The organism is Actibacterium atlanticum (genome assembly GCF_000671395.1).
Lineage (GTDB): Bacteria > Pseudomonadota > Alphaproteobacteria > Rhodobacterales > Rhodobacteraceae > Actibacterium_D > Actibacterium_D atlanticum.
In genome coordinates this window covers 259,005-282,723 of sequence record NZ_AQQY01000001.1, presented here as the reverse complement: position 1 = coordinate 282,723, position 23,719 = coordinate 259,005, and the positions used below count along the sequence as shown (strand labels likewise).

Genomic DNA, 23,719 nt, shown 5'->3' with positions numbered 1-23,719 from the left:
TCTTGCCTCTGGCGGCGCGCGCCCTATCCTCACCGCCCGGACCCTAGTCAGATGGGGCCGTAAACAAAAGCCTCAAGGAGCCCAAGATGCCCGAAACCGGCCAGATCGCGCCTGAATTCACCCTGCCGGATGACGCAGGTGAAGATATCACTTTAACGGCGCTGCGTCCTGCGCCCGTCGTTTTGTACTTCTACCCCAAAGATGACACGCCCGGCTGCACGAAGGAAGCCATCGCCTTTTCCGGCCTGTTGGACGCGTTCAAATCCGCCGGCGTTAAGGTCTTTGGCGTGTCCAAGGACAGCGTCGCAAAACACACCAAGTTCATCTGCAAACACGAACTTTCCGTGCCGCTTTTGTCAGACGAAAACGGCTCGGTTTGTGAAGACTACGGCGTCTGGGTCGAAAAAAACATGTATGGCCGCAAATACATGGGGATCGAACGGGCGACCTTTCTGATCGCCGGGGATGGCACGATCGCGCAGGTCTGGCGCAAGGTGAAAGTCCCCGGTCACGCCGAAGCCGTGCTTGAGGCCGCACAAGCGCTATGAGCGATCTGACTTTGGCGCAAATGGCGCAACAGGTGCTCACAACTGCGGACGGGCACGAAAAAACCAAGCTGTCACGCGCCCATGCCGCCCGCTGGTTTGCGGCGCGCAAGGCTGGCGAGGTGATTGAAATTGGTCACGCGAATCCGCCCCTGCGACCGGCCCGCCCCGAAAAACCCGAACTGCTGGATCCGCGCGACGTGCCGCGCCGCCGCCCCGGCAGCCCCGAGGGGCGCAAGGCGATCCTGCATGCTGTGGCGCATATCGAACTGAACGCCGTCGACCTGCACTGGGACATCATCGCGCGCTTCACCGACGTGAAAATGCCGATCGGGTTTTATGACGACTGGGTCAAATCAGCCGACGAAGAATCCAAGCATTTCAACCTGATATGCGACAGCCTGAAGTCCCACGGCAGCTTTTACGGTGATCTGCCCGCCCACGCAGGCATGTGGCGCGCAGCGGAAGATACGGTGGAAGACCTGATGGGGCGGTTGGCCGTGGTGCCCATGGTCCTTGAGGCCCGCGGGCTGGACGTGACGCCCGGCATGATCAACATTTTCCGCCAGGCCAAAGACACCCAGACCGTCGAAGCGCTCGAGGTGATCTATGCCGAAGAAGTCGCGCATGTCGCCTATGGGTCCAAATGGTTTCACTTTCTGTGCGGGCGGCATGAACAGGATCCAAAGGACGTGTTCCATGCATTGGTGCGCAAGTATTTCCACGGCCCGTTGAAGCCCCCCTTCAACGAAGAAAAGCGCGCCGACGCCGGGCTGCCGCCTGATTTTTACTGGCCCCTGACCGAAGACGACGCTGTGTCCTGAATGCAACCGCAGCAAAGAATCGGCGGTTTACCGCCCATTTCATAGCAATTGCGCCATTCAAGCCGATAGAATCACTCAAAAACATTGCGGCCACGGTGGCCGATGCCCTATGCAGTTCGAGACGCGGTTTTGGGGCATGCGTCACCGAATGGCTGGGGTGAGGCAGACGGGGGACAGTTTGGCACTATCGACTTTGCGGCGCATACACGCCGTCCTTGAACGAAGATTTCCGGAACAACGCTTGTTCCTGAGATCAGATACCGAAACACGGTTCATCCGCCTGACATCGGAGACCCAGATTGTTGCGCTGGCAGGCTCGGCCGCGCTTGTGGGTTGGTCGATCATTGCAACAGCTTTGTTGCTAATGGACAGTCTGGGCGCGGGCAGCCTGCGCGATCAGGCGCAGCGCGAGCAGGCGTCGTATGAACAACGTCTCAATGACATGGCCGCCGAGCGCGACAACCGCGCAGAAGAAGCCCGACAAGCCCAGATGCGTTTCACCCTCGCGCTGGAAGAAGTGTCGAAAATGCAATCCGAGCTTCTGGCCTCGGAAGACCGCCGCAAAGAGCTGGAAACCGGGATTGACGTGATCCAATCCACCCTGCGTCGCACCATGAACGAACGTGACGGCGCGCTGGAAAAATCCGAAGAGATGAAGCTGGCGCTGGCTGAAAGCACCGGCTCAACCAAGACCGAAGCGGGTCATGTGGAAGACATGGAGCAAACCGTCACCTTCCTGGCTGACGCGCTGAACCTGACTGCCACCGAACGTGATCTGATCGCCACCGATGCCGCGCAGGCCTATGAAATGGTCGCCGCGATGGATTACGAACATCAACTGGCGCAGGATCGCAACGACCGCATCTTTGAACAGCTTGAAGACGCGCTGACGATTTCCGTTGAACCGCTGGATGACATGTTCCGCAATGCCGGTCTGAACACCGACACGCTGATTGATCAGGTCCGCAAAGGGTATTCGGGCCAGGGTGGTGGTCCCCTGACACCGATCGCCCTGTCGACCCGGGGCGAAACCCCGTCAGATCCTGAAAGTCTGCGCGCCAACGCGATCCTCAAAGATCTGGACAAGCTGAACCTCTATCGCATGGCGGTTGAGAAAACCCCCTTTGCCATGCCCGTGAAAACCTCGTTCCGTTATACCAGCGGCTATGGCATGCGCCGCCACCCGATTTCGGGCAAATACAAGATGCATGACGGCATCGACATGGCCGGGGCACATGGCTCTCCGATTCTGGCAACAGCGGACGGCGTCGTTAAGAAAGCGGGCTGGTCCAGTGGCTATGGCCGCCTTGTAATTATTCAGCACGAGTTTGGCATTGAAACCCGGTATGCCCATTTGGCAAATATCCGCGTAGAAGTTGGCCAAAGGGTCTCGCGCGGGCATCGGATTGGTGATATGGGGAACTCTGGCCGGTCCACCGGCACGCATTTGCACTATGAGGTGCGCGTAGGCGGTAAGTCCGTTAACCCCATGACCTACATCAAGGCAGCGAGAGATGTTTTCTAAAAGCAGGATCAACGAACCCGGCCCCAAGCAAGCCGGCGAAACCGAGAAACCAACCATGCCCGAAGCAGCTAAAAAGGCCCCTGCCCCGGCACCGGCCGAGCGCCCGGCGGCAGCGGCCAGCAAACCCAAGCCCCCCGCATCAGTTCTGTCCACGGATTTGACCGTGACCGGAAATCTGCGCACGACCGGCGACATTCAGGTGGAAGGGACTGTCGAAGGCGACATTCGCGCCCACATGCTGACCGTCGGCGAAACCGCGATGATCAAGGGCGAAGTTGTGGCAGACGACGTTGTGGTCAATGGCCGCGTTGTTGGCCGGGTACGTGGCCTCAAGGTGCGTCTGACCTCGACCGCGCGCGTCGAAGGCGACATCATCCACAAGACCATCGCCATCGAAAGCGGTGCGCATTTCGAAGGCTCGGTTCAGCGCCAGGACGACCCGATCACGGGCGGCAATGGCAACAAAAAGCCGGGCCAACAAACCGCAGCCAAACCGGGCCAGCAGGGCCAGAAACCGGCAGCCCCCAAAGGCTAAGCCAGCAGCGGGAACAGCTTACGAAAAGGGCGCCTCTTGGGCGCCCTTTTTTCGTTCAGTCCAACGCACGTCGATAAAGGTGCCAACTGGCGTGGCCCAACACCGGCAGCACCACCAGCAGCCCCATGAACATCGGTGCCATACCGATCACCAACAGCACGGTCACGATCAGCCCCCAGATGGCCATCGTGCGAAAATTCTGCAGACAGGTCTGAAAACTGTGGATCATCGCGGTGATGAAATCGATCTCAAGGTCCAGCAGCATCGGCAGGCCCATGACCGAAATGGCAAACACGATCCCCGCCAGAATGGCCCCCACGATCGTGCCAACCGCCAGCATGCCCAAACCGTTCGTGGTCAGGAAAACCTCGTAACTGCTTGAGATATTCGTCATTGTCTGCAGCCCCAGAAACAACGCGAAAATCATATGGCCGATGAACGACCAAAACAGAAAGATGAAGATCAGGATGGCGCAGAGTGATGGCAATTGCCGCGCCCGCTGATGCCAGACGACGCTTAGAATTTCCCCCATCACCAGGGGCGTACCCTGCTCCAACCGGTGGCTCACTTCATACAAACCAACGGCGGCAAAAGGCCCGATCAGCGGAAAGCCAAACACCGCCAAAGCCAGCCAGTACACCTGCCCCGTCGCCTGTGTCAGCCAAAACAGGGCAATCCCGCAAATCACATAAAACCCGCCGAAAAACGCACCGTAGGCCGGCGCCGCCGCGAAATCCTGCCACCCGGCCCGTAGGGCCGCTTTCAGGTCAGTCAGCCCGATCCTCCTGATCGCGGGCAAAGCCGAGGCCTGCGGCGTATCCGAACTGCTCATACTCCCATTTCCTCCCTTATTTGCCCGAGGGCTAAAGGCAGGATGACCGGCAAATGCGGATCAATCAACGGACTCTGAATATGTATTTTCGATACAGCTTAAAACAGGCCGCCATTGGGCTGCATAGCACCCAGAAACATCACGGGGTGTTCGGTGTATTTATTACCGCCCTCCAGCCTTCACAACCGACGCCGGAACCTGCACGCAGGACACGTCCATCTTGCGATGCATCAGGAAAGGCCAAGGGGCGCTTTAATCGTCCGCCCGCGCGTCTGCCCGCGACATACCCGCCACGTCCATCGCCAAAGTCGCCGCCATGAACGGGTCAAGATCGCCGTCCAGAACCCCCTTGGTGTCGGAAGTTTCGTGGTTGGTGCGCAGGTCTTTGACCATCTGATAGGGCTGCAACACATAAGACCGGATCTGGTTGCCCCAGCCCGCGTCGCCCTTGGCTTCGTGGGCGGCGTTGATGTCGGCGTTGCGGCGGTCCAGCTCCAACTGGTACAGACGCGATTTCAGCGCTTTCATGGCGATATCGCGGTTCTGGTGCTGCGACTTTTCGGAACTGGTCACAACAATCCCGGTGGGATGGTGGGTGATCCGCACCGCCGAGTCCGTGGTGTTCACGTGCTGCCCGCCCGCGCCCGAGGAGCGATAGGTATCAATACGAATGTCGGCCGGGTTGACCTCAATCTCGATGTTGTCATCCACCACCGGATAGACCCAGACCGAGCTGAACGAGGTATGACGCTTCGCAGCGCTGTCATAAGGCGAAATCCGCACCAGACGATGCACGCCGCTTTCCGACTTCAGCCAACCATAGGCGTTATGGCCCGAAATCTTATAGGTCGCGGATTTGATCCCCGCCTCTTCGCCCGCGCTTTCGGACTGAAGCTCTACCTTATAGCCCTTCTTTTCCGCCCAGCGCACGTACATCCGCGCCAGCATCGAGGCCCAGTCACAGCTTTCCGTGCCGCCCGCGCCTGAATTGATCTCAAGGAAAGTATCGTTGCTGTCGGCCTCGCCATCCAGCAGCGCTTCCAGTTCTTTCTTGGCGGATTTCTCGGCAAGGGCGCGCAGGGCCTCTTCGGCCTCGGCCACAACTTCGGCGTCGTCTTCCATCTCGCCCAGTTCAATCAGTTCCTGATTGTCGGCCAGTTCCTGCTTGATGCCCTCATAGGTCTTCATCGCATCCACCAGCGTCTGGCGTTCGCGCATCAGCTTTTGGGCGTTTTCAGGGTTGTTCCAAAGATCGGGGTCTTCAACACGGGCGTTGAATTCCTCTAACCGATGCGGCGCGGTCTCGTAATCCATCCGCTGCGCCAGCAGGCCCAGAGACTTCTCGATCTCGGCGACAATATTCTGCATTTCAGCGCGCATCGGGTGATCCTTGTGGTTTGACTGAGACCGGGTGATAGCAAGCAGCAAGGATGCGGGCAAGCAACCTTGTTGCGCGCGGCGCTAGTACAACCCACCCGAGCTGACCGAACCAAAGCTGGCTTTCGGCCCCACAGTGGCCTTACGCCCGGTTGCGGTGGTGACCTCGCTGCCGGTTGCCGGTTCGCCCTCGCCCCGGCCAAACAGCGGCAGGTTCGAGCCCATGGCAAAGCCCCCATCAATCATCGCACCGATGCCAAAGATCGGCTCTTCGCCATCACGGAAATACTCGGCCACCACAAAGTCGCCCGAGGCATCATTGGGCAGGCGCGCGCCCGAGAAGCGGTCGATCTTGATGAACCGCCCGCCGGGGGGGACTTTGAACTTGCCGCCGCCGTATTTCTTGGTGGCTTCCTCCATGAAGGCGTCAAAGACCGGGCCACACATCCCGCCACCTGACGCCCCACGGCCCAAACTGCGCGGCACGTCATATCCGATGTAGCAGCCCGCCACGATGTTGCTGGTAAAGCCAACAAACCACACATCCTTGGCGTCGTTGGTGGTCCCGGTCTTGCCCGCAGTCGGTACCGGCAGATTGACCGACCCGGACGCCGTACCGCGATCCACAACACCGCGCATCATCGAGGTCAGCTGATAGGCGGTGATCGCATTGATCACCCGCTCTCGGTTGCTGACAATTTCTGGGGATTTACCCGGTTCCAAACTCGCAAGCTCGCAATCGGTGCAGCTGCGCGTATCATGGCGATAGATCGTGGTGCCCCAACGGTCCTGAACCCGGTCGACAAGCGTGGGTTCCACCCGCTCGCCGCCATTGGCAAACATCGCGTAGGACGCAACCATGCGGAACAAAGTGGTTTCTTGCGAGCCCAGCGAGTTGGCCAGAAACGGCTCCATCCGGTCATACACGCCAAAGCGTTCTGCATAGCGCGCGACGGTGTCCATGCCGATTTCCTGCGCCAGTCGTACGGTCATCAGGTTTCTGGAGCGCTCAATCCCGGTGCGCAAAGGTGTCGGGCCATAGAACTTGTTCGAAGCATTCTTTGGGCGCCAAATCTTGCCGCCACTGTCAATTTCGATGGGCGCGTCGATCACGATGGTCGCGGGGCTAAAGCCGCTGTCCAGCGCCGTGGCATAGACCAGCGGTTTGAAGCTGGAGCCGGGCTGACGGGTGGCCTGCGTGGCGCGGTTGAACACGGATTCCTGGTAGCTGAACCCACCTTGCATCGCGATCACACGGCCGGTGTTGACGTCCATCGCCATGAAACCGCCCTGCACTTCGGGCACCTGACGCAGGGTCCAGCGGATGAAACTACCATCGCTGTCCTTGGTCATCTGACGCACATGGACCACATCGCCCACCGCCAGCAGGTCGGAGGCCTTAGTGGCCTTCTTGCCCAGCTTGCCGTCCTCCAACTGTTTGCGGGCCCAGGTCACATCCTTGGCCGGGATCCAATGGCCATCTTCGTCTTCAGCGACACTTTCAATGCCGATCCGGGCCGAGCTATTGCCCAGCTCTAACACCACAGCCGGGTACCAACCTTCGATGTCGCGGGAAACTTTGACGCCGCGCAAAGCAGCGCGCCAGTTTTCCTCGGCACCCAACTGATCTGTGGGGATTGTCACCCCGGTGCCCCGCCAGACACCACGGCCCCGGTCGTATTTCTCAAGCCCGCTGCGCAAAGCCTTGGCAGCAACGGTCTGCATCTCTGGCTCGATCGTGGCGCGAATGGTCAGGCCTCCGCCAAAGAACTCGCCCTCGCCAAAATCACGGCTAAGCTGGCGGCGAATTTCATCGGTGAAATAGTCCCGCGGCGGCAGCGACTCGCGAAAGGCGGGGTAATCGCCATTTTGCACGGTCAGCAACGGCGCATCGAGCGCAGCGTCATAGTTTGCTTGGTCGATAAAGCCGTTCTCAAACATCTCGCGCAGCACAAAGTTCCGCCGGCTCAACGCCCGCTCTGCTTCGCGCACCGGATGATAGGTCGATGGTGCCTTGGGCAGCGCCGCCAGATAGGCCGCTTCCTGCGGCGCAAGCTCTGACAGTGTCTTGTTGAAATAGGTCTGCGCCGCAGCCGCCACCCCATAAGAGTTCTGACCCAGGAAAATCTCGTTCAGGTAGAGCTCAAGAATTTGGTCTTTGCTCAACGTCTTTTCAATCCGGCTGGCCAAGATCAGTTCCTTGATCTTGCGCTCTCCGGTGCGGTCGCCCGACAGCAGAAAGTTCTTCATCACCTGTTGGGTGATCGTCGATGCCCCGCGCAGGTTCTGACCCCGGCTTTGCACCGCATCGACGAAGGCCGACGCCATCCCCCGCGGATCATATCCCTTGTGGACATAAAAGTTTTTGTCTTCCGCCGAAATGAAAGCGGCCTTCACCAGATCAGGAATTTCGTCAGAGGGCGCGAATAGGCGGCGTTCTTCGGCGAACTCGTCGATCAAACGCCCCTCGCCCGAGTAAATCCGGCTGATGGTCTTGGGCGCGTAATTGGCCAGTTCTTCGTGGTTGGGCAAATCCCGCGCATACATCCAGAAGATGGCGCCCACCATAAGCGCAGCAACCACCAGCCCACTGGTGATCAGGCTGAAAACAGACCCAAAAAAGGACAGGATAAAACGGATCAAAGGCTTGGCTCCCACGCGCAGTCCCCCGCTATATAAGCGGCCATCGGCTGCGGGTCAAAAGTAACTGGCTGTTTCCTGCCCATCTGATCACGATTTCAGATCACGTCTTGCGGCGCGGCCCGCACAGGCCTACCTGCGCCTCATGACACCCGATGATATTCTCCCGACCTATGCCCGACATGCCCGCGCTTTTGCCGCGAACCGCACCAAAACCCTGTTCGAGAGGGGCTGGCTGGATCGTGCGCTCAATCACGCCCCCGGACGTCAGGTTCTGGACTTGGGTTGCGGTGCAGGTGATCCTATCGCCCGCTATCTGGCGGATCGCCGGGCGCAGGTGACCGGTGTGGATGCAACGCCCGATATGATCGAGATGTTTTCCGCCCTCCTGCCCCGGCACCAAGCCATCATGGCAGACATGCGCAGCCTGTCACTGGATCGGCAATTCGATGTGATCCTGGCGTGGGATTCGTTCTTTCATCTCAGCCCCGATGATCAGCGCGCCATGTTCGCGGTCTTCGCCGCCCATGCCGCCCCGGGTGCGGTCCTGATGTTCACCTCGGGCCCCGACGCGGGCGAGGCCATAGGTCAGGTCGAAGGCAGCCCGATCTATCACAGCTCGCTTTCGCCAAAAGAATACAGGCACCTGCTGGATAGCCACGGCTTCCAAGAACTGGCCTTCACCCCCGAAGACCCGACATGTGACTATCATTCGGTCTGGATGGCGCGCAAACGCATCACTGCCTAAGCAGCCCGGCCTGCGCCGCATCCTCCTGCGCCCATTGCAGCAGAGCATCGCGGATTGCTGCGGCCATGACACCGCGCCAGACCGGGTCCAGCAGATGCTCAAGATCACGTGGCGAAGACATAAAGCCAAGTTCGATCAGGATCGACGGGATGTCCGGCGCTTTCAGTACCGAAAACCCGGCGGATTGACGCGGGCGTTTGTGCAGGTTCCCCACGCCCACACGCATCTGCGCCACCACCGTATCGGCCAGTTGATCTGACCGGGGCGCGGTCTCAAGCCGGGCCAGATCCATCAGCACATCCGACACCACGTCGTCATAGGCGTTCAGATCCACCCCCGCCAACAGATCGCTGCGGTCATGACGTTCCGCCAGCAACTTCCCGGCGATGTCTGAACTTTCTTCAGACAAGGTATAGACCGTCGCACCACTGGCATGACCTTCAGGCAATGCATCCGCATGCAGCGAAATAAACGCATCTGCCCCTGCCGCCCGTGCGATGGTGATCCGCGATTCCAGGGGCACGAATATATCGGCGTCCCGGGTCAGTACCACATCCATCCCCGTGCGGCGCAGCATATCGCGCAGCTCGCGCGCGAACCCCAGCACCAGATCTGCCTCTTTATGGCCATCGCGCTGCGCCCCCGGATCAATGCCGCCATGGCCCGGGTCCAACACCACGACCAAAGGCCGCACACCATCTTGCCGTGTGCGCGGCGCAGGCACTTGCGCGGGTTCCGGCAGATCACGCAGCGCGGTTTGGGCCAAAGACACTTTGGCCGCGAAGTCTTCGGCACTGGCCGGGGCCAGCTCCACCCGCAAGTTCGTTCCCGTAAGGGCAGCAGCCTCAATTACATATGGCCCATCCATCTGTAGCACCAGACGCGACCAGCCCGGGATCAACGGCCCCATCGCCACCGCCTCGACCCGATCTGAAAGGTCAAACGCGTCGGCATCCAGCCCGCGCCAATCAACTTCCCGAAAATCCGCAACCAGACGTGGCGGTGCGGCCAATAGGGCCAACTTATAGGGCACCGGCTGGCTAAGACCGACTTCCAGAACGATCCCGCCAAAAGAGTCCCGCACCACAGAGCCTTCGGGCTCGGCCCGCGCCAAAGCCGACAGGTCCTGCGCCTGCGCCCCACCACACAGCGCCAGCCACAGCACACACACCGTTTTCAGAAACCTGCTCATCGGACCTCAGCCTTTTGACCGCATCCTAACACCCCCGGGCGCGGCTTGAAACCACGCGTGCGATCACATCCTGCCCCCACCCGGCCACCAGAATCATCTTGCCGCGCGACCAGCGCGGCGCAATTTGGTTACCCCGCCCGAGAAGCCATGAACGCCGCAAGCCGTCGCAACCCTTCGCGAATATCTTCGCTCGCTCGTGCATAGGAAAACCGCAAGGTCCCCTGCCCACGCGCCGCATCAAAATCCAGCCCCGGCGTTACCGCCACCCCGGCCTTGTCCAGAATTTCAGCCGCAAAGGCGCGGCTGTCATTGGTCAGATGGCTGACATCCGCGTACACATAAAACGCCCCATCGGGCGGCGCGATCCGGTCAAACCCGGCCTTGGGCAGCCCCTCCATCACCAGGGTGCGATTGGTGCGGTAGACGTCCATGTTGGCCTGCAACTCGGCGTCACACTCCATCGCGTGCAGAGCCGCAATCTGGCTGGCATGGGGGGCGCAGATAAACATGTTCTGCGCCAGACGTTCCACTTTGCGCACATGATCCTCGGGCACCACCATCCAGCCAACCCGCCAGCCGGTCATGCTGAAATACTTGGAAAACGAATTGATCACATAGACATCGTCGCTGATCTCAAGCGCGCTCACCGCCTTTTTGTCATACTCGATCCCGTGGTAGATTTCATCGCTGATGAACGCTGTTCCATTCTCCGCGCAGGCATCAATCAGCGCCCGCAGCTGATCCGCGCCCAGCATCGTCCCCGAAGGGTTCGCAGGCGAGGCCACCATCAACCCGGCCAGATCACCGGGCAGATCACCGGGTACTGGCTGCAAGCGGTTTTCCGCTGCCGTCTCAATCATGACCGGGGTGATGTCCAGCGCATGCAGAATCTGCCGGTACGACGGATAGCCCGGCGCGCCGATCCCGACCTTGTCGCCCGTGTCAAACAACGCGGTAAACGCCAGTAAGAACGCCCCCGACGACCCCGAAGTCACAATCACCCGCTCCGGGTCCAGATCGACATTGTACCAATCTTTGTAAAGCCTTGCGATACGCGCGCGCAGCGCGGGCAGGCCCAAAGCCACGGTGTAGCCCATGGCGTCATCGCCCATCTGATCGGCCAATGCGGCGCGCGCCCCGGCGGGTGCAGGTGTGCCCGGCTGGCCCACTTCCATATGGATGATGTGGCGCCCGGCCTCTTCTGCCTTACGGGCGGCCTCCATCACATCCATCACGATAAAGGGATCAACCTCACCACGGCTTGAACTTCGCATCCGACCCTCCGTAGACTGCGCTAACGGTTTGTCTCAAGGTGAACAGGTTACGTCAATGCCGACTCAAATGCCCCTGCGCCGGATCAGCACTGCGCTGATCCTGTGTTTCGCCATGCTGCTGGCGCCGATGGCGCGGGCGCAATCGCTGATCCGCGACGCCGAGATCGAGTTCGCCCTGCGCCAGCTGGCCGCGCCGCTGGCCGCACAGGCCGGGCTGAACATGTCGAGCTTGCGGATCATGGTGATTAATGACAGCAGCCTGAATGCTTTTGTCGCAGACACACGCACGGTATTTCTGCATTCCGGGTTGATCCTGAAAATGGACAATTCAGAAATGCTGCAGGCGGTGATCGCCCATGAGATGGCCCATATCGCCAATGGGCACCTGACCCGCCGCATGGCCAACTATCGCGGCGCAGGCCGGGCTGCGGCACTTGGCCTTGCCTTGTCACTGGCCGCCGCCGCCACCGGATCAACACAGGCGGCAATCGGTCTGGCGGCTGGATCTTCAAGTTCCGCACAGCGCGTGTTCTTTGGCCATACACGGGCCGAAGAATCCTCGGCCGATCAAGCCGGTGCACGCTATATGGCGCGGGCCGGAATCGATACCCATGCCATGGTCGACGTGCTGGAAATCTTTCGCGGACAAGAGGCCCTGAACGTGGGCCGCCGCGATCCCTATGTGGTGACCCACCCGCTGCCCGCCGAACGTCTGCGCGCGGCCAAAGGGTTGGCAGCGGCGTACGGAGACCGCACCAAGCCGCCCAACCAAACAGCCGAATACTGGTTCGCCCGCGCCAAAGGCAAATTGGGGGCGTTCATCCAGAACCCCTCGTTCACGCTGCGCAAAGTCGGCAAGAAAGACCAGTCCGATGTCGCAGTGATGCGCCGCGCCGTTGCCTATCACCGCAAGCCAGACACCAAGAAAGCACTGGCCCAGATGGACAAGCTGATCGCCATGCGCCCCCAAGACGCCTTTGGGCACGAATTGCGCGGTCAGATTTTGCTGGAAAGCCGCAATTTCGCCGCCGCCGTCAACGCCTATAACCGCGCCGTCAACCTTGCGCCGTCCGAGCCGCTGATCCTTGCGGGGTATGGCCGGGCGCTTTTGGCGGTGAACACGTCAGACAACAATCGCCGCGCTCTTTCGGCGCTGAACAAAGCCTATGCCCGCGATCCCTACGATCCGCGCATGTTGCGCGATCTGGCCGTCGCCCATGCGCGTGCCGGCAACAATGGCATGGCGTCCTTGGCAACCGCTGAGCGCTATGCGGTTCTGGGCAAACTGGGCACCGCCGCCACCCACGCCCAACGTGCCATGGGGTTGTTGCCGCGCGGCTCCAGCGGCTGGAGGCGCGCCGAAGATATTGTCGTTGCGGCGAAAAGGGTGGCACGCAAAAAATAGCCGGGCCCGCAGATGTCACAGGGTTGTGATGGCCATGGACGGCCCGCATCGCCTATGAAATAGGTAACCGAGGCCGGACCGACCCGTGCCAACAAGGAGTATCACATACAATGATCCGCCAAATGATTTCCGGCGCAGCCCTGTCGTTGGGCCTGATGGCCAGCTCGGCCTTCGCCACCGATCTATCCGCCCTAAGCCAAGCCGAGCGCGAGGCCTTCCGGGCCGAGGTGCGCGCCTATCTTCTGGAAAACCCCGAAGTGCTGATGGAAGCCATCGCGGTGCTCGAAGACCGGCAGGCCAGCCAGCAGACCGTGGCGGATGTCGCCCTTGTGATTGAAAACGCCGAGGCGCTGTTTAACGACGGCTATTCCTGGGTGGGGGGGAACCCCGAAGGCGATATCACGATTGTTGAATTCACCGACTACCGCTGTGGCTATTGCCGCAAGGCCCATGACGAAGTGGCCGAACTGATCAAATCGGATGGCAACATCCGCTTCATCGTCAAAGAGTTCCCGATCCTTGGTGAGGCCTCGGACCTGTCGTCCCGCTTTGCCATCGCCACCAAGCTGGTCGAAGGCGCGGATGCCTATAAAAAGGCCCATGACGCGCTGATCAAATTCCGTGGCAATGTTTCGGTCGAAAGTCTGGCCAAGCTGGGCGACAAGATGGGCTTTGACACCGACGAGGTGATGGCCGTGATGCTGTCGGCGCAGGTCGATGATGAAATCAACGCCAACCGCGCCCTGGCGCAACGCATGCAGATCGCGGGCACCCCGACTTTTGTGGTCAAAGAAACCTTGCTGCGTGGCTATGTCCCGCTGGAAGGGATGCGTCAGGTGGTGGCCCAAAGCCGCGCCAACTAAGCGCACCCCATTCCTAAAAACAAATCAGGCGGGCCTGGGCCCGCCTTTTTCATGTGATGTTGAAAGAGGTTACTCTGCGACCGGCTGCGCAAGCGCGGCGACAGCCTGTGCCACTTCAGGGTATTCCGCCAAGTCCGTCTGGGCGAATTTCTCAGTCAGTGCTGCGGAAGTCAGCTCGACGTTTTTCATGACGGTTCCACCCTGCCCCAATGGGCCATAGGCCGTGCCATTCACGGCAAAAAAGACCGCGCCTGCATAACCGGTCCGCAGCTTGGGCGGCTCTTCAGATTTGGGCAGGACATATTGCTCACCAGCATCCATGATCTTTTCAAAGACCACCGTGCCATCGCTTGACGTCACCTGCACCCAAGCCGGTCGCATGGCGATCATGACCAGTTCCGGCGCTTGCGCGGCGACCACCTGAATCTGCGATCCAGCATCCAATTGCGGGGCTTCGGGCAGCGCGGCCATTTGCGGCGCACGCGGCGCGGCGGGCATCCCGCTCAGCGCGCCGGGCTCCAGGGCAGAGATCGGCCCATCCCGGGCAACCATCACAGGCACATCCAGTGCACGTGGGCGGTAAAGACGTTCCATCGGATCAGCGTTGGCCACAGCCGTTTCCTGCGGCAGAGCCTCGGCCCCATCAAGCGTGACACCTTGCAGCGGATCGACCTCGGCCAAAACGCCGGGCGATTGCTCTACTGGCGTCAGCTCCACCTGTTGGATTTCCTGCAGCACGGACCAGCCGCCAAAACCAAGACCACCGATCAGCGCCAGCAGCACCAGCATTGACCCGATTGCGCCCGGCTCGACCCGTGACATCATCGCCTCGCCACGGGGAACGAAACTTGCATTGGGATCGGCCAGCGGATCACCACCACGTTTCTTGCGGGGCTGCGGTTTGACCGAAGATGCTGCCTTGTCCAACCCGTGCGCTGTGGTGAAGTTCCCTTCTTCACAGAAGGTCTGATAGGCCCATTCCGGGTCCATCCCCAGATAGCGCGCGTAAGAGCGCACATAGCCTGCGATAAAGCCGGGTGTTTCAAATGCAGTGGGATCAGCGTTTTCGATCGCAGCAATGTAATTCGCGCGGATCTTCAGCTCGCGCTGCACATCAAGAAGGGATTTCGCCATGGTGGCGCGTTCGCCACGCATGATGTCACCAAGCCGAAGCTCGTAGTCGTCGAAGCCGCGAGGTTGTTCTTCTTCACCAGCCGCGACCGGCGGCTGTTTGCGCCCGATCATTTGCGATGCCTTTTGCCTGTCACGTTCCTGTCCCCACAGAACCGTTATCCCTGTTATCTTACGGTTCTTTTAAGGTGTTTATAACACAGAACAAGCTTCTTTGCACCGTTCGTTAAAATTAGGCGGATAGTTCGGCACGATTCAGCGCACAATGCGACCACAAATCGTCCATCGCCTTAACCAGCGTGTCCATTTCCTTGGGGCCATGAACCGGAGACGGCGTAAAGCGCAAGCGCTCCGTGCCGCGCGGTACAGTCGGGAAGTTGATCGGCTGCACATAGATGCCATAGCCTTCCAACAACATATCCGACAGCTTCTTGGTGTGGACAGGATCGCCCACCATCACCGGAACGATATGGCTGCCGTGATCAATGATTGGCAAGCCCATGCCCTTCAGGCGCAGTTTCAGAATCTTGGCTTGGGTCTGGTGTTGCTCACGCAGGGCCTGATCGGTTTTCAGATGCTTGACCGAGGCCGCCGCGCCCGCGGCAACAGCCGGCGGCAACGAGGTGGTGAAAATGAAGCCCGGCGCATAAGAGCGAACCGCGTCACACATTTTCTCGGAAGCCGCGATATAGCCGCCCATCACACCGTAAGCCTTGGCCAGGGTGCCGTTGATGATATCGATACGCCCCATCAGGCCGTCGCGCTCGGCCACACCGGCACCGCGCGGGCCGTACATGCCCACGGCATGCACTTCGTCGATATAGGTCAGCGCGTTGAATTCATCCGCCAGATCGCAGATCGCCTCTATCGGGCCAAAGTCGCCATCCATCGAATAGATCGATTCAAACGCGATCAGCTTGGGCGCAGCCGGATCATCGGCGGCCAGCAGTTCGCGCAGGTGATCTACGTCGTTGTGCTTGAAGATGCGCTTGGCACCGCCGTTGCGGCGTACACCTTCGATCATCGAAGCGTGGTTCAGCTCGTCGGAATAGATGATCAGCCCCGGGAACAGCTTGGGCAGGGTGCTCAGCGTCGCGTCATTGGCGATATAGGCCGAGGTGAAAACCAGCGCCGATTCTTTGCGGTGCAAGTCGGCCAGTTCGGCCTCAAGGCGCTTGTGATAAACGGTGGTGCCCGAAATGTTGCGCGTGCCGCCCGAGCCTGCGCCCGTCGCATCAATCGCTTCGTGCATGGCGGCCAGAACGACCGGGTGCTGGCCCATGCCCAGATAGTCATTGCCACACCAAACGGTGATATCTTTTTCCGAGCCATCCGGCTGGGTCCATACAGCGTGCGGGAAAGAGCCTTTGCGGCGTTCGATGTCGATGAAGGTGCGATAGCGGCCCTCTTCATGCAAACGGTTCAGGGCGATGTCCAATCCCGCGGTATAGTCCACCAGATTTCTCCTTCATCTTAAGGCCTTGCGGCCCACTTGCTGGCAAGGGTCTCCCCTGCGCGCTACCTTCATGTATCAACACCACAGAAGGTGCGATACGCTATTCCTAGGGGAAAGGCCAGCGAAGCGATCTTCGCCTGATCCGGTTGGGGCACCTATTTGCGCGCTCCCATCTCCTCCCTACATGAGGCGGCCTTCTCCTCCACTATCCAGCCGCTCCACGGTATCCGATTCCCGGACCTTCCCCTTGTGCCACAGTTTTCACATTCAGAAAACTAAAGATGTTAATTTGGCTTGTCGCCACCCAATCTTTGCGTTCCCCAAACTTTCTGCCGGTTTTCCCAAGGCTCTTTATACCTATAGGAAACAGGCGTTCCGGTCGACTGCGACCATTTGTCAATCATGCTTCTAGGACGAGCGCACCGCACAGCACTTTGATTTCGGTCAATTCGCGCAAATGCCCGATGATTCGCCAAATAAGTGGTCAGTCTTGCACAACAACTATGCAATCTTCGGCTTCTGACAGCTCTGCGCAGGTCGAAATCGCGATTTCAGCCGCGCCTTCCTCTTTGGCAACGGAAAATTTACCTGTCGAAGGAGAGACAGCCAACGCCTTCGCCCCCTTGCCCTTGCGATAGTCTTTGCGCAGGGCCTCGGTCGCGCCGAATGACAGCTCAAGATCGCGCGGCTCATAGTCCTTCGGGCGCACCTCGGCCACGATCACACAGCTCTCAGACTCTGACTCGCGGCGCGCGTCACAGCCCTCCAAGGCGGCCGTGCGCGCGTTTTCAACGTCATGATAATTGGCCGCCGCGACCAAAGAATTCGACATCAACCCTTCTGATGGCGACATGGCGATGGCCGCATAATAGAACTGGGTCGCCCCAACCTGTTCCAGAATGGCGCGGTCCTGATCGCTCAACCCTTCCACGTCCAGAACATCAACCTGCGCGCCCTTCAGCGAAAACACCTGTTTTCGGGCCTCTTTGCCGCCGATTGGTTCAGCCGTCGCTGCCCCTGCCAACGCCACACCCAACACAACTCCCAAAAAACCGCGCATTCCGTTTACTCCGCTGTCAAAAACGCGCGCACCCTACCCTGTGCACTGGCACACGTCACCCCCTCTGGACAGTGCGGCCTGCACTGTTAGGGTCACGATCAACACCCGATCTTACCCCGGAGCCCCCCTGATGAGTCTGAACGCCGTTCTTGACCGCATCGACGAAGATCTCGACAGTGCCGTTGCCCGCCTGCTGGATCTGTTGCGCATCCCCTCTGTGTCCACCGATCCTGCCTTCGCAGGCGATTGTGACACCGCTGCGGATTGGCTGGTTGCCCAGTTGCAAGATCTGGGATTTGACGCGCAGAAACGCCCGACGCCGGGCCACCCGATGGTCGTGGCGCACGGCGATCAGGACGGCCCGCGCATCCTGTTCTATGGTCACTATGACGTGCAGCCGGTTGATCCGATTGATCTGTGGGACCGTGACCCGTTCGACCCGCAGCTGGAAGACACCGCCAAGGGCAAAGTGATCCGTGGCCGCGGCGCCTCCGATGACAAAGGCCAGCTGATGACCTTCGTCGAGGCCTGCCGCGCCTGGAAAGCCGTCAACGGCACCCTACCCGCGCGCATCACGTTTTTCTTTGAGGGCGAAGAAGAATCCGGCTCCCCCTCTCTGGTGCCTTTCATGCAGGAAAACGCCGATGAGCTGCGCGCCGATATCGCTCTGATCTGCGACACCGGTCTGTTCGCCGACCGCACCCCGGCCATCGTCACCATGCTGCGCGGCTTGCTGGGGGAACAGATCACCATCACCGGCCCCTCCAAAGACTTGCACTCCGGCATGTACGGTGGCGCTGCGATGAACCCGATCCGGGTGCTGTCCGGCATTCTGGCCGATCTGCATGATGACACGGGCCGCGTCACCGTGCCCGGCTTTTATGACGGCGTGCCCGACCTGCCCGAAGCCGTCGCCGACCAATGGGACGGGTTGAACTTCGATCATGGCACCTTCCTGGGCGACGTGGGCCTATCAGACCCGGCCGGCGAACAGGGCCGAACCGCGCTGGAAATGCTCTGGTCCCGCCCCACCGCCGAGGTCAACGGCATTTGGGGCGGCTACACCGGCGATGGGTTCAAAACCGTGCTGCCGTCGAAAGCCTCCGCCAAGATCAGCTTCCGTCTGGTCGGCACGCAAGACCCGCACGCCATCCGCGATAACTTCCGCGCCTTTGTGCAAGAACGCCTGCCCACCGATTGTTCCGTCGAATTCCACGGCCACGGCGCCTCGCCCGCCAGCCAGATGTCGATCGACGCCCCGGCGTTTGAACAAGCCCGCAAGGCGCTGTCCGATGAATGGGGGGTCGAGGCCGCCTATGTCGGCTGCGGCGGCTCCATCCCGATTGCCGGGTATTTCAAGGACATTCTGGACATGGATGCCATGCTGATCGGCTTTGGCCGCGACGACGACGCGATCCATTCGCCCAATGAAAAATACGATCTAGAGTGCTTCCACAAGGGCATCCGCAGTTGGGCCCGCATTCTGGAGGCCCTGTCGTGATACCGGGTTTCGCCGATCATTTGGCCACCGTTGATGGGGTGAATATCGCCTACAGCCGGGGCGGCGACGGCCCTGCCCTGCTGATGCTCCACGGATTTCCGCAAAACCGCGCACTCTGGGCGCGTGTTGCCCCGGCACTTGCGCAAAACTACACCGTCATCTGCGCTGATCTGCGTGGCTATGGCGGATCGGACAAACCGGCCGCAGGGTACAGCTTTCGCGACATGGGCGCCGACCAGCTGGGCCTGATGGCGCAGCTGGGGTTTGATCAGTTCCACCTGGTCGGCCATGACCGCGGCGCGCGCACCGCGCACCGCATGGCACTGGACGCCCCCAAGCGGGTAAAATCGCTGACCTTGATGGATATCGTCCCGACGCAGCATCTGCTGACCACCCTGACACCGCAGGTCGCCGCCTGCTACTACCACTGGTTCTTTCTGGCGCAGCCGTTCCCGCTGCCCGAACAGATGATCGGCGCCGATCCGGAACGTTATTTTGAAAGCTGTGTCGGCAGCTGGGGCGCCTCCGCACTCGATGCCTTTGATCCCAACCAACTGGCAGCCTATCGCGCAAGCTGGCGCGACCCGGACACGATCCGCGGCATGTGCGCCGACTACCGCGCAACGCTCACCCAAGATCTCGCCCTCGACACCGCCGATCTGGCCAAACAGGTCACCTGCCCCGCGCTGGTGCTGTTCGGGGCCGACGGCGCCATGGCGCAACATTATGATATACCAGCCACCTGGGCGGATCGGCTTTCAGACATGCAGGCCAAGGCCATCCCCGGCGGCCACTTCTTTATCGACCAAAACCCAGACGAAACCACGGCGGTCCTGCAAGAATTTCTGACCTCTCTGCAATAGGCCCGCGCGCCGCAGGCGCGCGCCCGGCCCAACCAGCGGCGCCCGCGCCAGCGGGCAACAATGGGCGGGAGCGACCCGGCAGTTACGCCGGCTTTGCCGGGCGCGCTTGCCCGTTTTCGTCCAGCGCCACAAAGGTAAACACCGCCTGGGTCACCTGCTCGCTTTTCTCCTGATGCCGCGCCCGCCGATAGGCCTTGACCAGTATCCGCATCGAACTGCGCCCGACTTTCAACATTTCGGTATAGATCGACACTTCGTCGCCAACCTTCACGGGCCGCTGAAACTGGATCTCTTCCACCGAAATCGTGGCCGACCGCCCGCGCGAATACAAAGAGGCCACCGACCCCGCCGCAAGGTCCATCTGCGACATCAGCCAACCGCCGAAAATATCCCCCGCAGGGTTGGTGTCCGACGGCATCGCAATCACCCGCACCGTGGGGCTTTCAGCTGACATTATATAGTGATCATCCATTCCGCATCTCCGTTTCCCGGAGAGAATGACAGAATTTCAGACCGTCGCAACCGGGCCTAGCCGCGGGCCATGCGCACCAGCTTCACGCCCAGCGCCACCCACGGCGCCCCGTGCATCGCCAAATCGAAGATATCCACCGGCGCGACCAGCGCCCCCGTGCTCAACATCTTTAGCTTCTCCCAAAGATGCGGTTCGGGCAGAAACGGTGCCAGACCCAGGGTCAGCGCCAAGACCAAAAACAAGCTTACCGGTGTGTCGTCCAGAACGCGCAGCACATCTCATTCCACTTTTCGAATGCGTTGGTGCCGTCCTACCAACACCCCGCGCCGCAAACAAGGCCTTCAAACACATCAAACCCGCCCCAAAAGGGCGGGCATTGACGTGTCAGAAATCTGAAAGTGGCGCGGTTGACGGGGCTCGAACCCGCGACCCCCGGCGTGACAGGCCGGTACTCTAACCATCTGAGCTACAACCGCGTAGCAGCAGGGCATTCGGGGGATTAGTGGCGCGGTTGACGGGGCTCGAACCCGCGACCCCCGGCGTGACAGGCCGGTACTCTAACCATCTGAGCTACAACCGCACTAATCGCCCCGGGCTTGGCCCGGCGTGAGGGGGGTTCTATGACTGCGGCGCGGGCGCGTCAAGCGGGAGAAGACAAAATTAATCGCTTTTCTTTTTGAGACCGCATGACGCACCGGTTGTGGCCCAAACCGGGTTGCTCCTTTCAGCCAAACTCTTACTTTGGCCCAAACAGGGGCTGGGTGCTTAAAAACCGCATGAAGATCCGGAAAACCATACTGTCGGCGCTGCGTGCAGGGATTCTGTGCGCCGTGATGCTGGGCGTTGTTGCGCCGAAAATCAGCGCGGCCCTGATCTTTGTGATGCCCGGCTTCACCAGCGTGGTGATCTGCACCGGGGCTGAAATGATCACCCTGACCCTTGCGCCCGATGGCACCCCCATAGAACCTCAGCAAATCGGCGCGGCTCCTTGTGTCCTGTCCGACCTTCTGCAGGCCGCACCCGCGCAAATTCCTCTGTGGCGTGCGCTTGAACTGCCGCAGGCCCGGCTGTTCGCCATCAAGACCTCCCCCCTTGCGCGCGCAACCGCCTTCGCGCGCCCCAATCCCAGCCGTGCCCCACCTGTGATTTTGTGACCCTTCACAAACCTTACTGAAATCACAGGAAAAACTTATGACCGATACACATCTGTCGGCGCAGCCTGAGTCCAAGCTCAGCGCTGGCGCTTTCTATCGCCTTGTCTGGAAATGGCACTTTCTGGCGTCGCTCTACGTGCTGCCCTTCATGCTGATCTTATCGATCACCGGCGGTATCTATCTTTTCAAACCGCAGATCGAGGAATGGCTTTACGCCGACCGGCTGAACGTCGAAATCACCGGCCCCGCCCTGCCCTATGCCGCCCAAATCGATGCAGTTCGTGAAAGTGCTGGCATCACCCGCCTGCGCGGAATCACCACCGAAGACCGCCCCGGCCGCACCACGTTGATCGAGTTCAACGACGCCGACAAAACCCGCTCCTACGCTTGGGTGAATCCCTATACGGCAGATGTGCTGGCCATCACCCCGCGCGAGGACACCGCGATGCGGGTGGTAAAAAACATCCACGGCGCGCTGCTGGGGGGTAGCATCGGCACCAAATTCGTCGAACTGGCCGCCCATTGGGCCATCGTCATGTTTATCACAGGTATCTATCTGTGGTGGCCGCGTGGGGAACGGCGCTGGCGCGATGTGCTGTCCCTGCCCCGTGGTGCGGGCCGCCCGTGGTGGCGTCAGGCGCATTTGTTGGTGGGGGGCTTGGCCTTTGTGCTGATCATGCCCTTGCTGGCCTCGGGCCTGCCGTGGACCGACGTGTGGGGCGGCGGCCTGTCCTATGTGCAAGAGCAAACCGGCCAGAAATCCAAAAGCCTGCGCTTTGGCGGCGGCGTGCCCAACTCAGTCGCCCAAAGCGGAGACACGATCCCGGCCGAGACGGTTTTTGACATCGCCCGTGCCCAAGGGCTTGTCGCCCCCTATGAACTGCGCCCCCCCAAGAATAACAAAGCCGCCTATTGGATTCGGTCCGCCAGCCGCAACCGGTTCGAACAAACAGAACTGATCATCGACCAATACAGCGGCGATGTTCTGAAACGGCATGAATTCAGTGACAACCCCGCCGTGGCCAAAACCGTCTCGCTGGGCATTTCGTTCCATCAGGGCGAGCTTTACGGCATCGCGAACCTTGTTCAAAACACGCTGGCTGCTCTGTTGGGCGTAGCCTTGTCCGTGACCGGGTTCGTGGCGTGGTGGAAACGTCGCCCCAAAGGGACGCTGGGCGTGCCTGCCGCACCCACGGCGGCGCTGTCGAGCGGCATGGGCATTTTGATCATCGGTTTGATGATTTTCCTGCCTCTGATGGGGGCGTCATTGGTGCTGGCCTTGGTACTGGACTGGCTGGTGTTCAAACGGCTGGGCTGGTTTCAGGCACAGACTGCCTAAACCGGATCGGGGGCGCGTTCTGCGCCCCCTTTCACACCTTGGGCGCCGGAATCCAGTCTTGGTCATCCCCCGGCGGCAATTGAAACCGGCCGTGGGCCCAATCGCCCGCGCGCCATGCTTCTTTCGCGGCCTCGATGCGTTCTTTGCTCGAGGCCACGAAATTCCACCAAATATGGCGCGGTCCATCCATCGTGGCCCCGCCCAGCAGCATCAGCCGCGCGCCCCGGTCACCCGCCTGCACGGTGATCGCATCACCGGGCCGAAAGATCAGCATCTGACCGGGGTCATAGCTTTCCCCCGCGACCGAGATCGACCCGTGCATCACGTAAACCGCACGGTCCTCGTGATCGTCGGGCAAAGGCAGCTTGGCCCCCGGCGCCAGATCGGCATCGGCATAGAGCGTTTCTGACAGCACCTTCACTGGCGCCTGCGCGCCGTAGGCATGACCCAAAATCACACGCAGAGTTTTGCCCTCGCCTTCCAGCACGGGCAAATCAGCCTTGGCCGTGTGTTCAAAACTGGGCGCCATGTCCTCATGTGTCTTGGGCAGGGCCATCCATGTTTGAATGCCCAGCATCTCTAAAGGACGGATGTTGTCATCGGTGCGTTCGGAATGGGTGATGCCATGGCCCGCGACCATCCAATTCACCGCGCCCGGTTCAATCCAGCGATCATGGCCAAGGCTGTCGCGGTGATGCAGACGGCCTTTATACAGATAGGTCACCGTGCCCAGCCCGATATGCGGATGCGGGCGCACGTCAATGCCTTCGCCAGTCAGAAACTCGGCGGGGCCCATGTGATCAAAAAAGATGAACGGCCCGACCATCTTACGCCCCACCGAAGGCAAGGCACGCCGCACCTCAAACCCGCCCAGATCACGGGCGCGGGGGATGATAATCTGGTCAATCAGGTCCACCTGATCGCCAATGGGGGTGTGAATATCAAGCAATGGGTTCCACATAAGCGTGCCTCCTTACCTGAAA

The 23,719-nt window shown here is 60.4% G+C and carries 22 protein-coding genes and 2 tRNA genes; 11 read left to right on the top strand and 13 right to left on the bottom strand.

The genetic code is table 11. The features are described from left to right. Nucleotides 1–86 precede the first annotated feature (86 nt). The 4 genes from bcp to ATO10_RS01410 all read left to right on the top strand — a co-directional run bounded on the left by bcp (nt 87) and on the right by ATO10_RS01410 (nt 3,429). A complete protein-coding gene (gene bcp, locus ATO10_RS01425; protein ID WP_035247049.1) occupies nt 87–548 on the top strand; it encodes a thioredoxin-dependent thiol peroxidase in 462 nt (153 codons plus the stop codon). Then, the gene (locus ATO10_RS01420) at nt 545–1,369 is read left to right on the top strand and encodes a ferritin-like domain-containing protein (protein ID WP_035247046.1); all 825 of its coding nucleotides are present in this window, start codon (nt 545–547) and stop codon (nt 1,367–1,369) included. The genes bcp and ATO10_RS01420 overlap by 4 nt, the downstream gene beginning before the upstream one ends. Nucleotides 1,370–1,517: 148 nt before the next feature. Continuing rightward, the gene (locus ATO10_RS01415) at nt 1,518–2,894 is read left to right on the top strand and encodes a M23 family metallopeptidase (RefSeq protein ID WP_081806388.1); all 1,377 of its coding nucleotides are present in this window, start codon (nt 1,518–1,520) and stop codon (nt 2,892–2,894) included. Then, nucleotides 2,884–3,429 (top strand): bactofilin family protein, encoded by a 546-nt coding sequence (locus ATO10_RS01410; protein ID WP_035247043.1) that lies wholly within the window; start codon nt 2,884–2,886, stop codon nt 3,427–3,429. The genes ATO10_RS01415 and ATO10_RS01410 overlap by 11 nt, the downstream gene beginning before the upstream one ends. Nucleotides 3,430–3,484: 55 nt before the next feature. On the opposite strand, the gene ATO10_RS01405 is transcribed toward ATO10_RS01410, so the two are convergent. From ATO10_RS01405 to ATO10_RS01395, 3 genes are all read right to left on the bottom strand, one after another. Beyond that, on the bottom strand, nt 3,485–4,261 hold the full coding sequence (locus ATO10_RS01405; protein WP_035247038.1) for a DUF2189 domain-containing protein: 777 nt from the start codon (nt 4,259–4,261) through the stop codon (nt 3,485–3,487). 252 nt (nt 4,262–4,513) lie between these two features. Next, the gene (prfB, locus tag ATO10_RS01400) at nt 4,514–5,641 is read right to left on the bottom strand and encodes a peptide chain release factor 2 (RefSeq protein ID WP_035247036.1); all 1,128 of its coding nucleotides are present in this window, start codon (nt 5,639–5,641) and stop codon (nt 4,514–4,516) included. A gap of 81 nt (nt 5,642–5,722) precedes the next feature. Then, nucleotides 5,723–8,281, bottom strand: coding sequence for a penicillin-binding protein 1A (locus ATO10_RS01395; protein WP_035248251.1), 2,559 nt, complete (start codon nt 8,279–8,281; stop codon nt 5,723–5,725). Between the two features lie 142 nt (nt 8,282–8,423). Between ATO10_RS01395 and ATO10_RS01390 the strand changes: the two genes are divergently transcribed. Continuing rightward, nucleotides 8,424–9,026 (top strand): class I SAM-dependent methyltransferase, encoded by a 603-nt coding sequence (locus ATO10_RS01390; protein WP_035247034.1) that lies wholly within the window; start codon nt 8,424–8,426, stop codon nt 9,024–9,026. Here the strand turns inward: ATO10_RS01390 and ATO10_RS01385 are convergent. Both ATO10_RS01385 and ATO10_RS01380 read right to left on the bottom strand, forming a co-directional pair. Then, nucleotides 9,016–10,218: an N-acetylmuramoyl-L-alanine amidase gene (locus ATO10_RS01385; protein WP_035247031.1), complete on the bottom strand. Its 1,203-nt coding sequence runs from the start codon at nt 10,216–10,218 to the stop codon at nt 9,016–9,018. The genes ATO10_RS01390 and ATO10_RS01385 overlap by 11 nt on opposite strands. Nucleotides 10,219–10,346: 128 nt before the next feature. Then, the gene (locus ATO10_RS01380) at nt 10,347–11,492 is read right to left on the bottom strand and encodes a pyridoxal phosphate-dependent aminotransferase (protein ID WP_035247027.1); all 1,146 of its coding nucleotides are present in this window, start codon (nt 11,490–11,492) and stop codon (nt 10,347–10,349) included. 55 nt (nt 11,493–11,547) lie between these two features. On the opposite strand from ATO10_RS01380, the gene ATO10_RS01375 reads away from it, so the two are divergent. Continuing rightward, nucleotides 11,548–12,897 (top strand): M48 family metalloprotease, encoded by a 1,350-nt coding sequence (locus ATO10_RS01375; protein ID WP_238323331.1) that lies wholly within the window; start codon nt 11,548–11,550, stop codon nt 12,895–12,897. A gap of 110 nt (nt 12,898–13,007) precedes the next feature. After that, on the top strand, nt 13,008–13,760 hold the full coding sequence (locus ATO10_RS01370; protein WP_035247023.1) for a DsbA family protein: 753 nt from the start codon (nt 13,008–13,010) through the stop codon (nt 13,758–13,760). A gap of 69 nt (nt 13,761–13,829) precedes the next feature. Here the strand turns inward: ATO10_RS01370 and ATO10_RS01365 are convergent, their stop codons facing one another. The 3 genes from ATO10_RS01365 to ATO10_RS01355 form a co-directional block, all read right to left on the bottom strand. Then, the gene (locus tag ATO10_RS01365) at nt 13,830–15,005 is read right to left on the bottom strand and encodes a helix-turn-helix domain-containing protein (protein WP_035247020.1); all 1,176 of its coding nucleotides are present in this window, start codon (nt 15,003–15,005) and stop codon (nt 13,830–13,832) included. A 118-nt stretch (nt 15,006–15,123) separates the two neighbouring features. Further along, nucleotides 15,124–16,347 carry a 5-aminolevulinate synthase gene (gene hemA / locus ATO10_RS01360; RefSeq protein ID WP_035247018.1) on the bottom strand — a complete coding sequence of 408 codons (1,224 nt, stop codon included), beginning with the start codon at nt 16,345–16,347 and terminating at the stop codon, nt 15,124–15,126. Between the two features lie 484 nt (nt 16,348–16,831). Further along, nucleotides 16,832–17,407 carry a hypothetical protein gene (locus tag ATO10_RS01355; protein ID WP_035247015.1) on the bottom strand — a complete coding sequence of 192 codons (576 nt, stop codon included), beginning with the start codon at nt 17,405–17,407 and terminating at the stop codon, nt 16,832–16,834. A gap of 130 nt (nt 17,408–17,537) precedes the next feature. On the opposite strand from ATO10_RS01355, the gene ATO10_RS01350 reads away from it, so the two are divergent. Both ATO10_RS01350 and ATO10_RS01345 read left to right on the top strand, forming a co-directional pair. Continuing rightward, a complete protein-coding gene (locus ATO10_RS01350; RefSeq protein ID WP_035247012.1) occupies nt 17,538–18,908 on the top strand; it encodes a M20/M25/M40 family metallo-hydrolase in 1,371 nt (456 codons plus the stop codon). Beyond that, nucleotides 18,905–19,771: an alpha/beta fold hydrolase gene (locus ATO10_RS01345; protein ID WP_051597883.1), complete on the top strand. Its 867-nt coding sequence runs from the start codon at nt 18,905–18,907 to the stop codon at nt 19,769–19,771. Before ATO10_RS01350 ends, ATO10_RS01345 begins: the two co-directional genes overlap by 4 nt. 82 nt (nt 19,772–19,853) lie before the next feature. Here ATO10_RS01345 and ATO10_RS01340 read toward each other — a convergent pair whose 3' ends face one another. The 4 genes from ATO10_RS01340 to ATO10_RS01325 all read right to left on the bottom strand — a co-directional run bounded on the left by ATO10_RS01340 (nt 19,854) and on the right by ATO10_RS01325 (nt 20,823). Then, nucleotides 19,854–20,243, bottom strand: coding sequence for an acyl-CoA thioesterase (locus ATO10_RS01340; RefSeq protein ID WP_035247010.1), 390 nt, complete (start codon nt 20,241–20,243; stop codon nt 19,854–19,856). Between the two features lie 56 nt (nt 20,244–20,299). Continuing rightward, complete coding sequence (locus tag ATO10_RS01335; RefSeq protein ID WP_238323328.1) at nt 20,300–20,518, bottom strand: RND transporter; 219 nt, start codon at nt 20,516–20,518, stop codon at nt 20,300–20,302. A gap of 124 nt (nt 20,519–20,642) precedes the next feature. Beyond that, nucleotides 20,643–20,719, bottom strand: a tRNA-Asp gene (locus ATO10_RS01330). A 27-nt stretch (nt 20,720–20,746) separates the two neighbouring features. Further along, nucleotides 20,747–20,823 (bottom strand) — tRNA-Asp (locus ATO10_RS01325). A 196-nt stretch (nt 20,824–21,019) separates the two neighbouring features. Here ATO10_RS01325 and ATO10_RS01320 point away from each other — a divergent pair. Both ATO10_RS01320 and ATO10_RS01315 read left to right on the top strand, forming a co-directional pair. Further along, entirely contained in the window at nt 21,020–21,397 is a 378-nt protein-coding gene (locus ATO10_RS01320) for a hypothetical protein (protein WP_035247007.1), read from the top strand. Between the two features lie 37 nt (nt 21,398–21,434). Further along, nucleotides 21,435–22,736: a PepSY-associated TM helix domain-containing protein gene (locus tag ATO10_RS01315; protein ID WP_035247003.1), complete on the top strand. Its 1,302-nt coding sequence runs from the start codon at nt 21,435–21,437 to the stop codon at nt 22,734–22,736. A gap of 31 nt (nt 22,737–22,767) precedes the next feature. On the opposite strand, the gene ATO10_RS01310 is transcribed toward ATO10_RS01315, so the two are convergent. After that, entirely contained in the window at nt 22,768–23,697 is a 930-nt protein-coding gene (locus ATO10_RS01310; RefSeq protein ID WP_035247000.1) for a pirin family protein, read from the bottom strand. Nucleotides 23,698–23,719 lie beyond the last annotated feature (22 nt).

Excerpts from the sequence above, each read along its gene's own strand:
- ATO10_RS01350 (WP_035247012.1), top strand. The coding sequence starts at position 17,538 with ATGAGTCTGAACGCCGTTCTTGACCGCATCGACGAAGATCTCGACAGT.
- ATO10_RS01320 (WP_035247007.1), top strand. The coding sequence starts at position 21,020 with ATGAAGATCCGGAAAACCATACTGTCGGCGCTGCGTGCAGGGATTCTG.
- prfB (WP_035247036.1), bottom strand. The coding sequence starts at position 5,641 with ATGCGCGCTGAAATGCAGAATATTGTCGCCGAGATCGAGAAGTCTCTG.
- ATO10_RS01375 (WP_238323331.1), top strand. The coding sequence starts at position 11,548 with ATGCCGACTCAAATGCCCCTGCGCCGGATCAGCACTGCGCTGATCCTG.
- ATO10_RS01370 (WP_035247023.1), top strand. The coding sequence starts at position 13,008 with ATGATCCGCCAAATGATTTCCGGCGCAGCCCTGTCGTTGGGCCTGATG.
- ATO10_RS01390 (WP_035247034.1), top strand. The coding sequence starts at position 8,424 with ATGACACCCGATGATATTCTCCCGACCTATGCCCGACATGCCCGCGCT.
- ATO10_RS01315 (WP_035247003.1), top strand. The coding sequence starts at position 21,435 with ATGACCGATACACATCTGTCGGCGCAGCCTGAGTCCAAGCTCAGCGCT.
- ATO10_RS01340 (WP_035247010.1), bottom strand. The coding sequence starts at position 20,243 with ATGGATGATCACTATATAATGTCAGCTGAAAGCCCCACGGTGCGGGTG.
- ATO10_RS01380 (WP_035247027.1), bottom strand. The coding sequence starts at position 11,492 with ATGCGAAGTTCAAGCCGTGGTGAGGTTGATCCCTTTATCGTGATGGAT.
- ATO10_RS01405 (WP_035247038.1), bottom strand. The coding sequence starts at position 4,261 with ATGAGCAGTTCGGATACGCCGCAGGCCTCGGCTTTGCCCGCGATCAGG.
- ATO10_RS01385 (WP_035247031.1), bottom strand. The coding sequence starts at position 10,218 with ATGAGCAGGTTTCTGAAAACGGTGTGTGTGCTGTGGCTGGCGCTGTGT.
- ATO10_RS01365 (WP_035247020.1), bottom strand. The coding sequence starts at position 15,005 with ATGATCGGGCGCAAACAGCCGCCGGTCGCGGCTGGTGAAGAAGAACAA.
- bcp (WP_035247049.1), top strand. The coding sequence starts at position 87 with ATGCCCGAAACCGGCCAGATCGCGCCTGAATTCACCCTGCCGGATGAC.
- ATO10_RS01420 (WP_035247046.1), top strand. The coding sequence starts at position 545 with ATGAGCGATCTGACTTTGGCGCAAATGGCGCAACAGGTGCTCACAACT.
- ATO10_RS01415 (WP_081806388.1), top strand. The coding sequence starts at position 1,518 with ATGGCTGGGGTGAGGCAGACGGGGGACAGTTTGGCACTATCGACTTTG.
- ATO10_RS01355 (WP_035247015.1), bottom strand. The coding sequence starts at position 17,407 with ATGCGCGGTTTTTTGGGAGTTGTGTTGGGTGTGGCGTTGGCAGGGGCA.
- ATO10_RS01410 (WP_035247043.1), top strand. The coding sequence starts at position 2,884 with ATGTTTTCTAAAAGCAGGATCAACGAACCCGGCCCCAAGCAAGCCGGC.
- ATO10_RS01310 (WP_035247000.1), bottom strand. The coding sequence starts at position 23,697 with ATGTGGAACCCATTGCTTGATATTCACACCCCCATTGGCGATCAGGTG.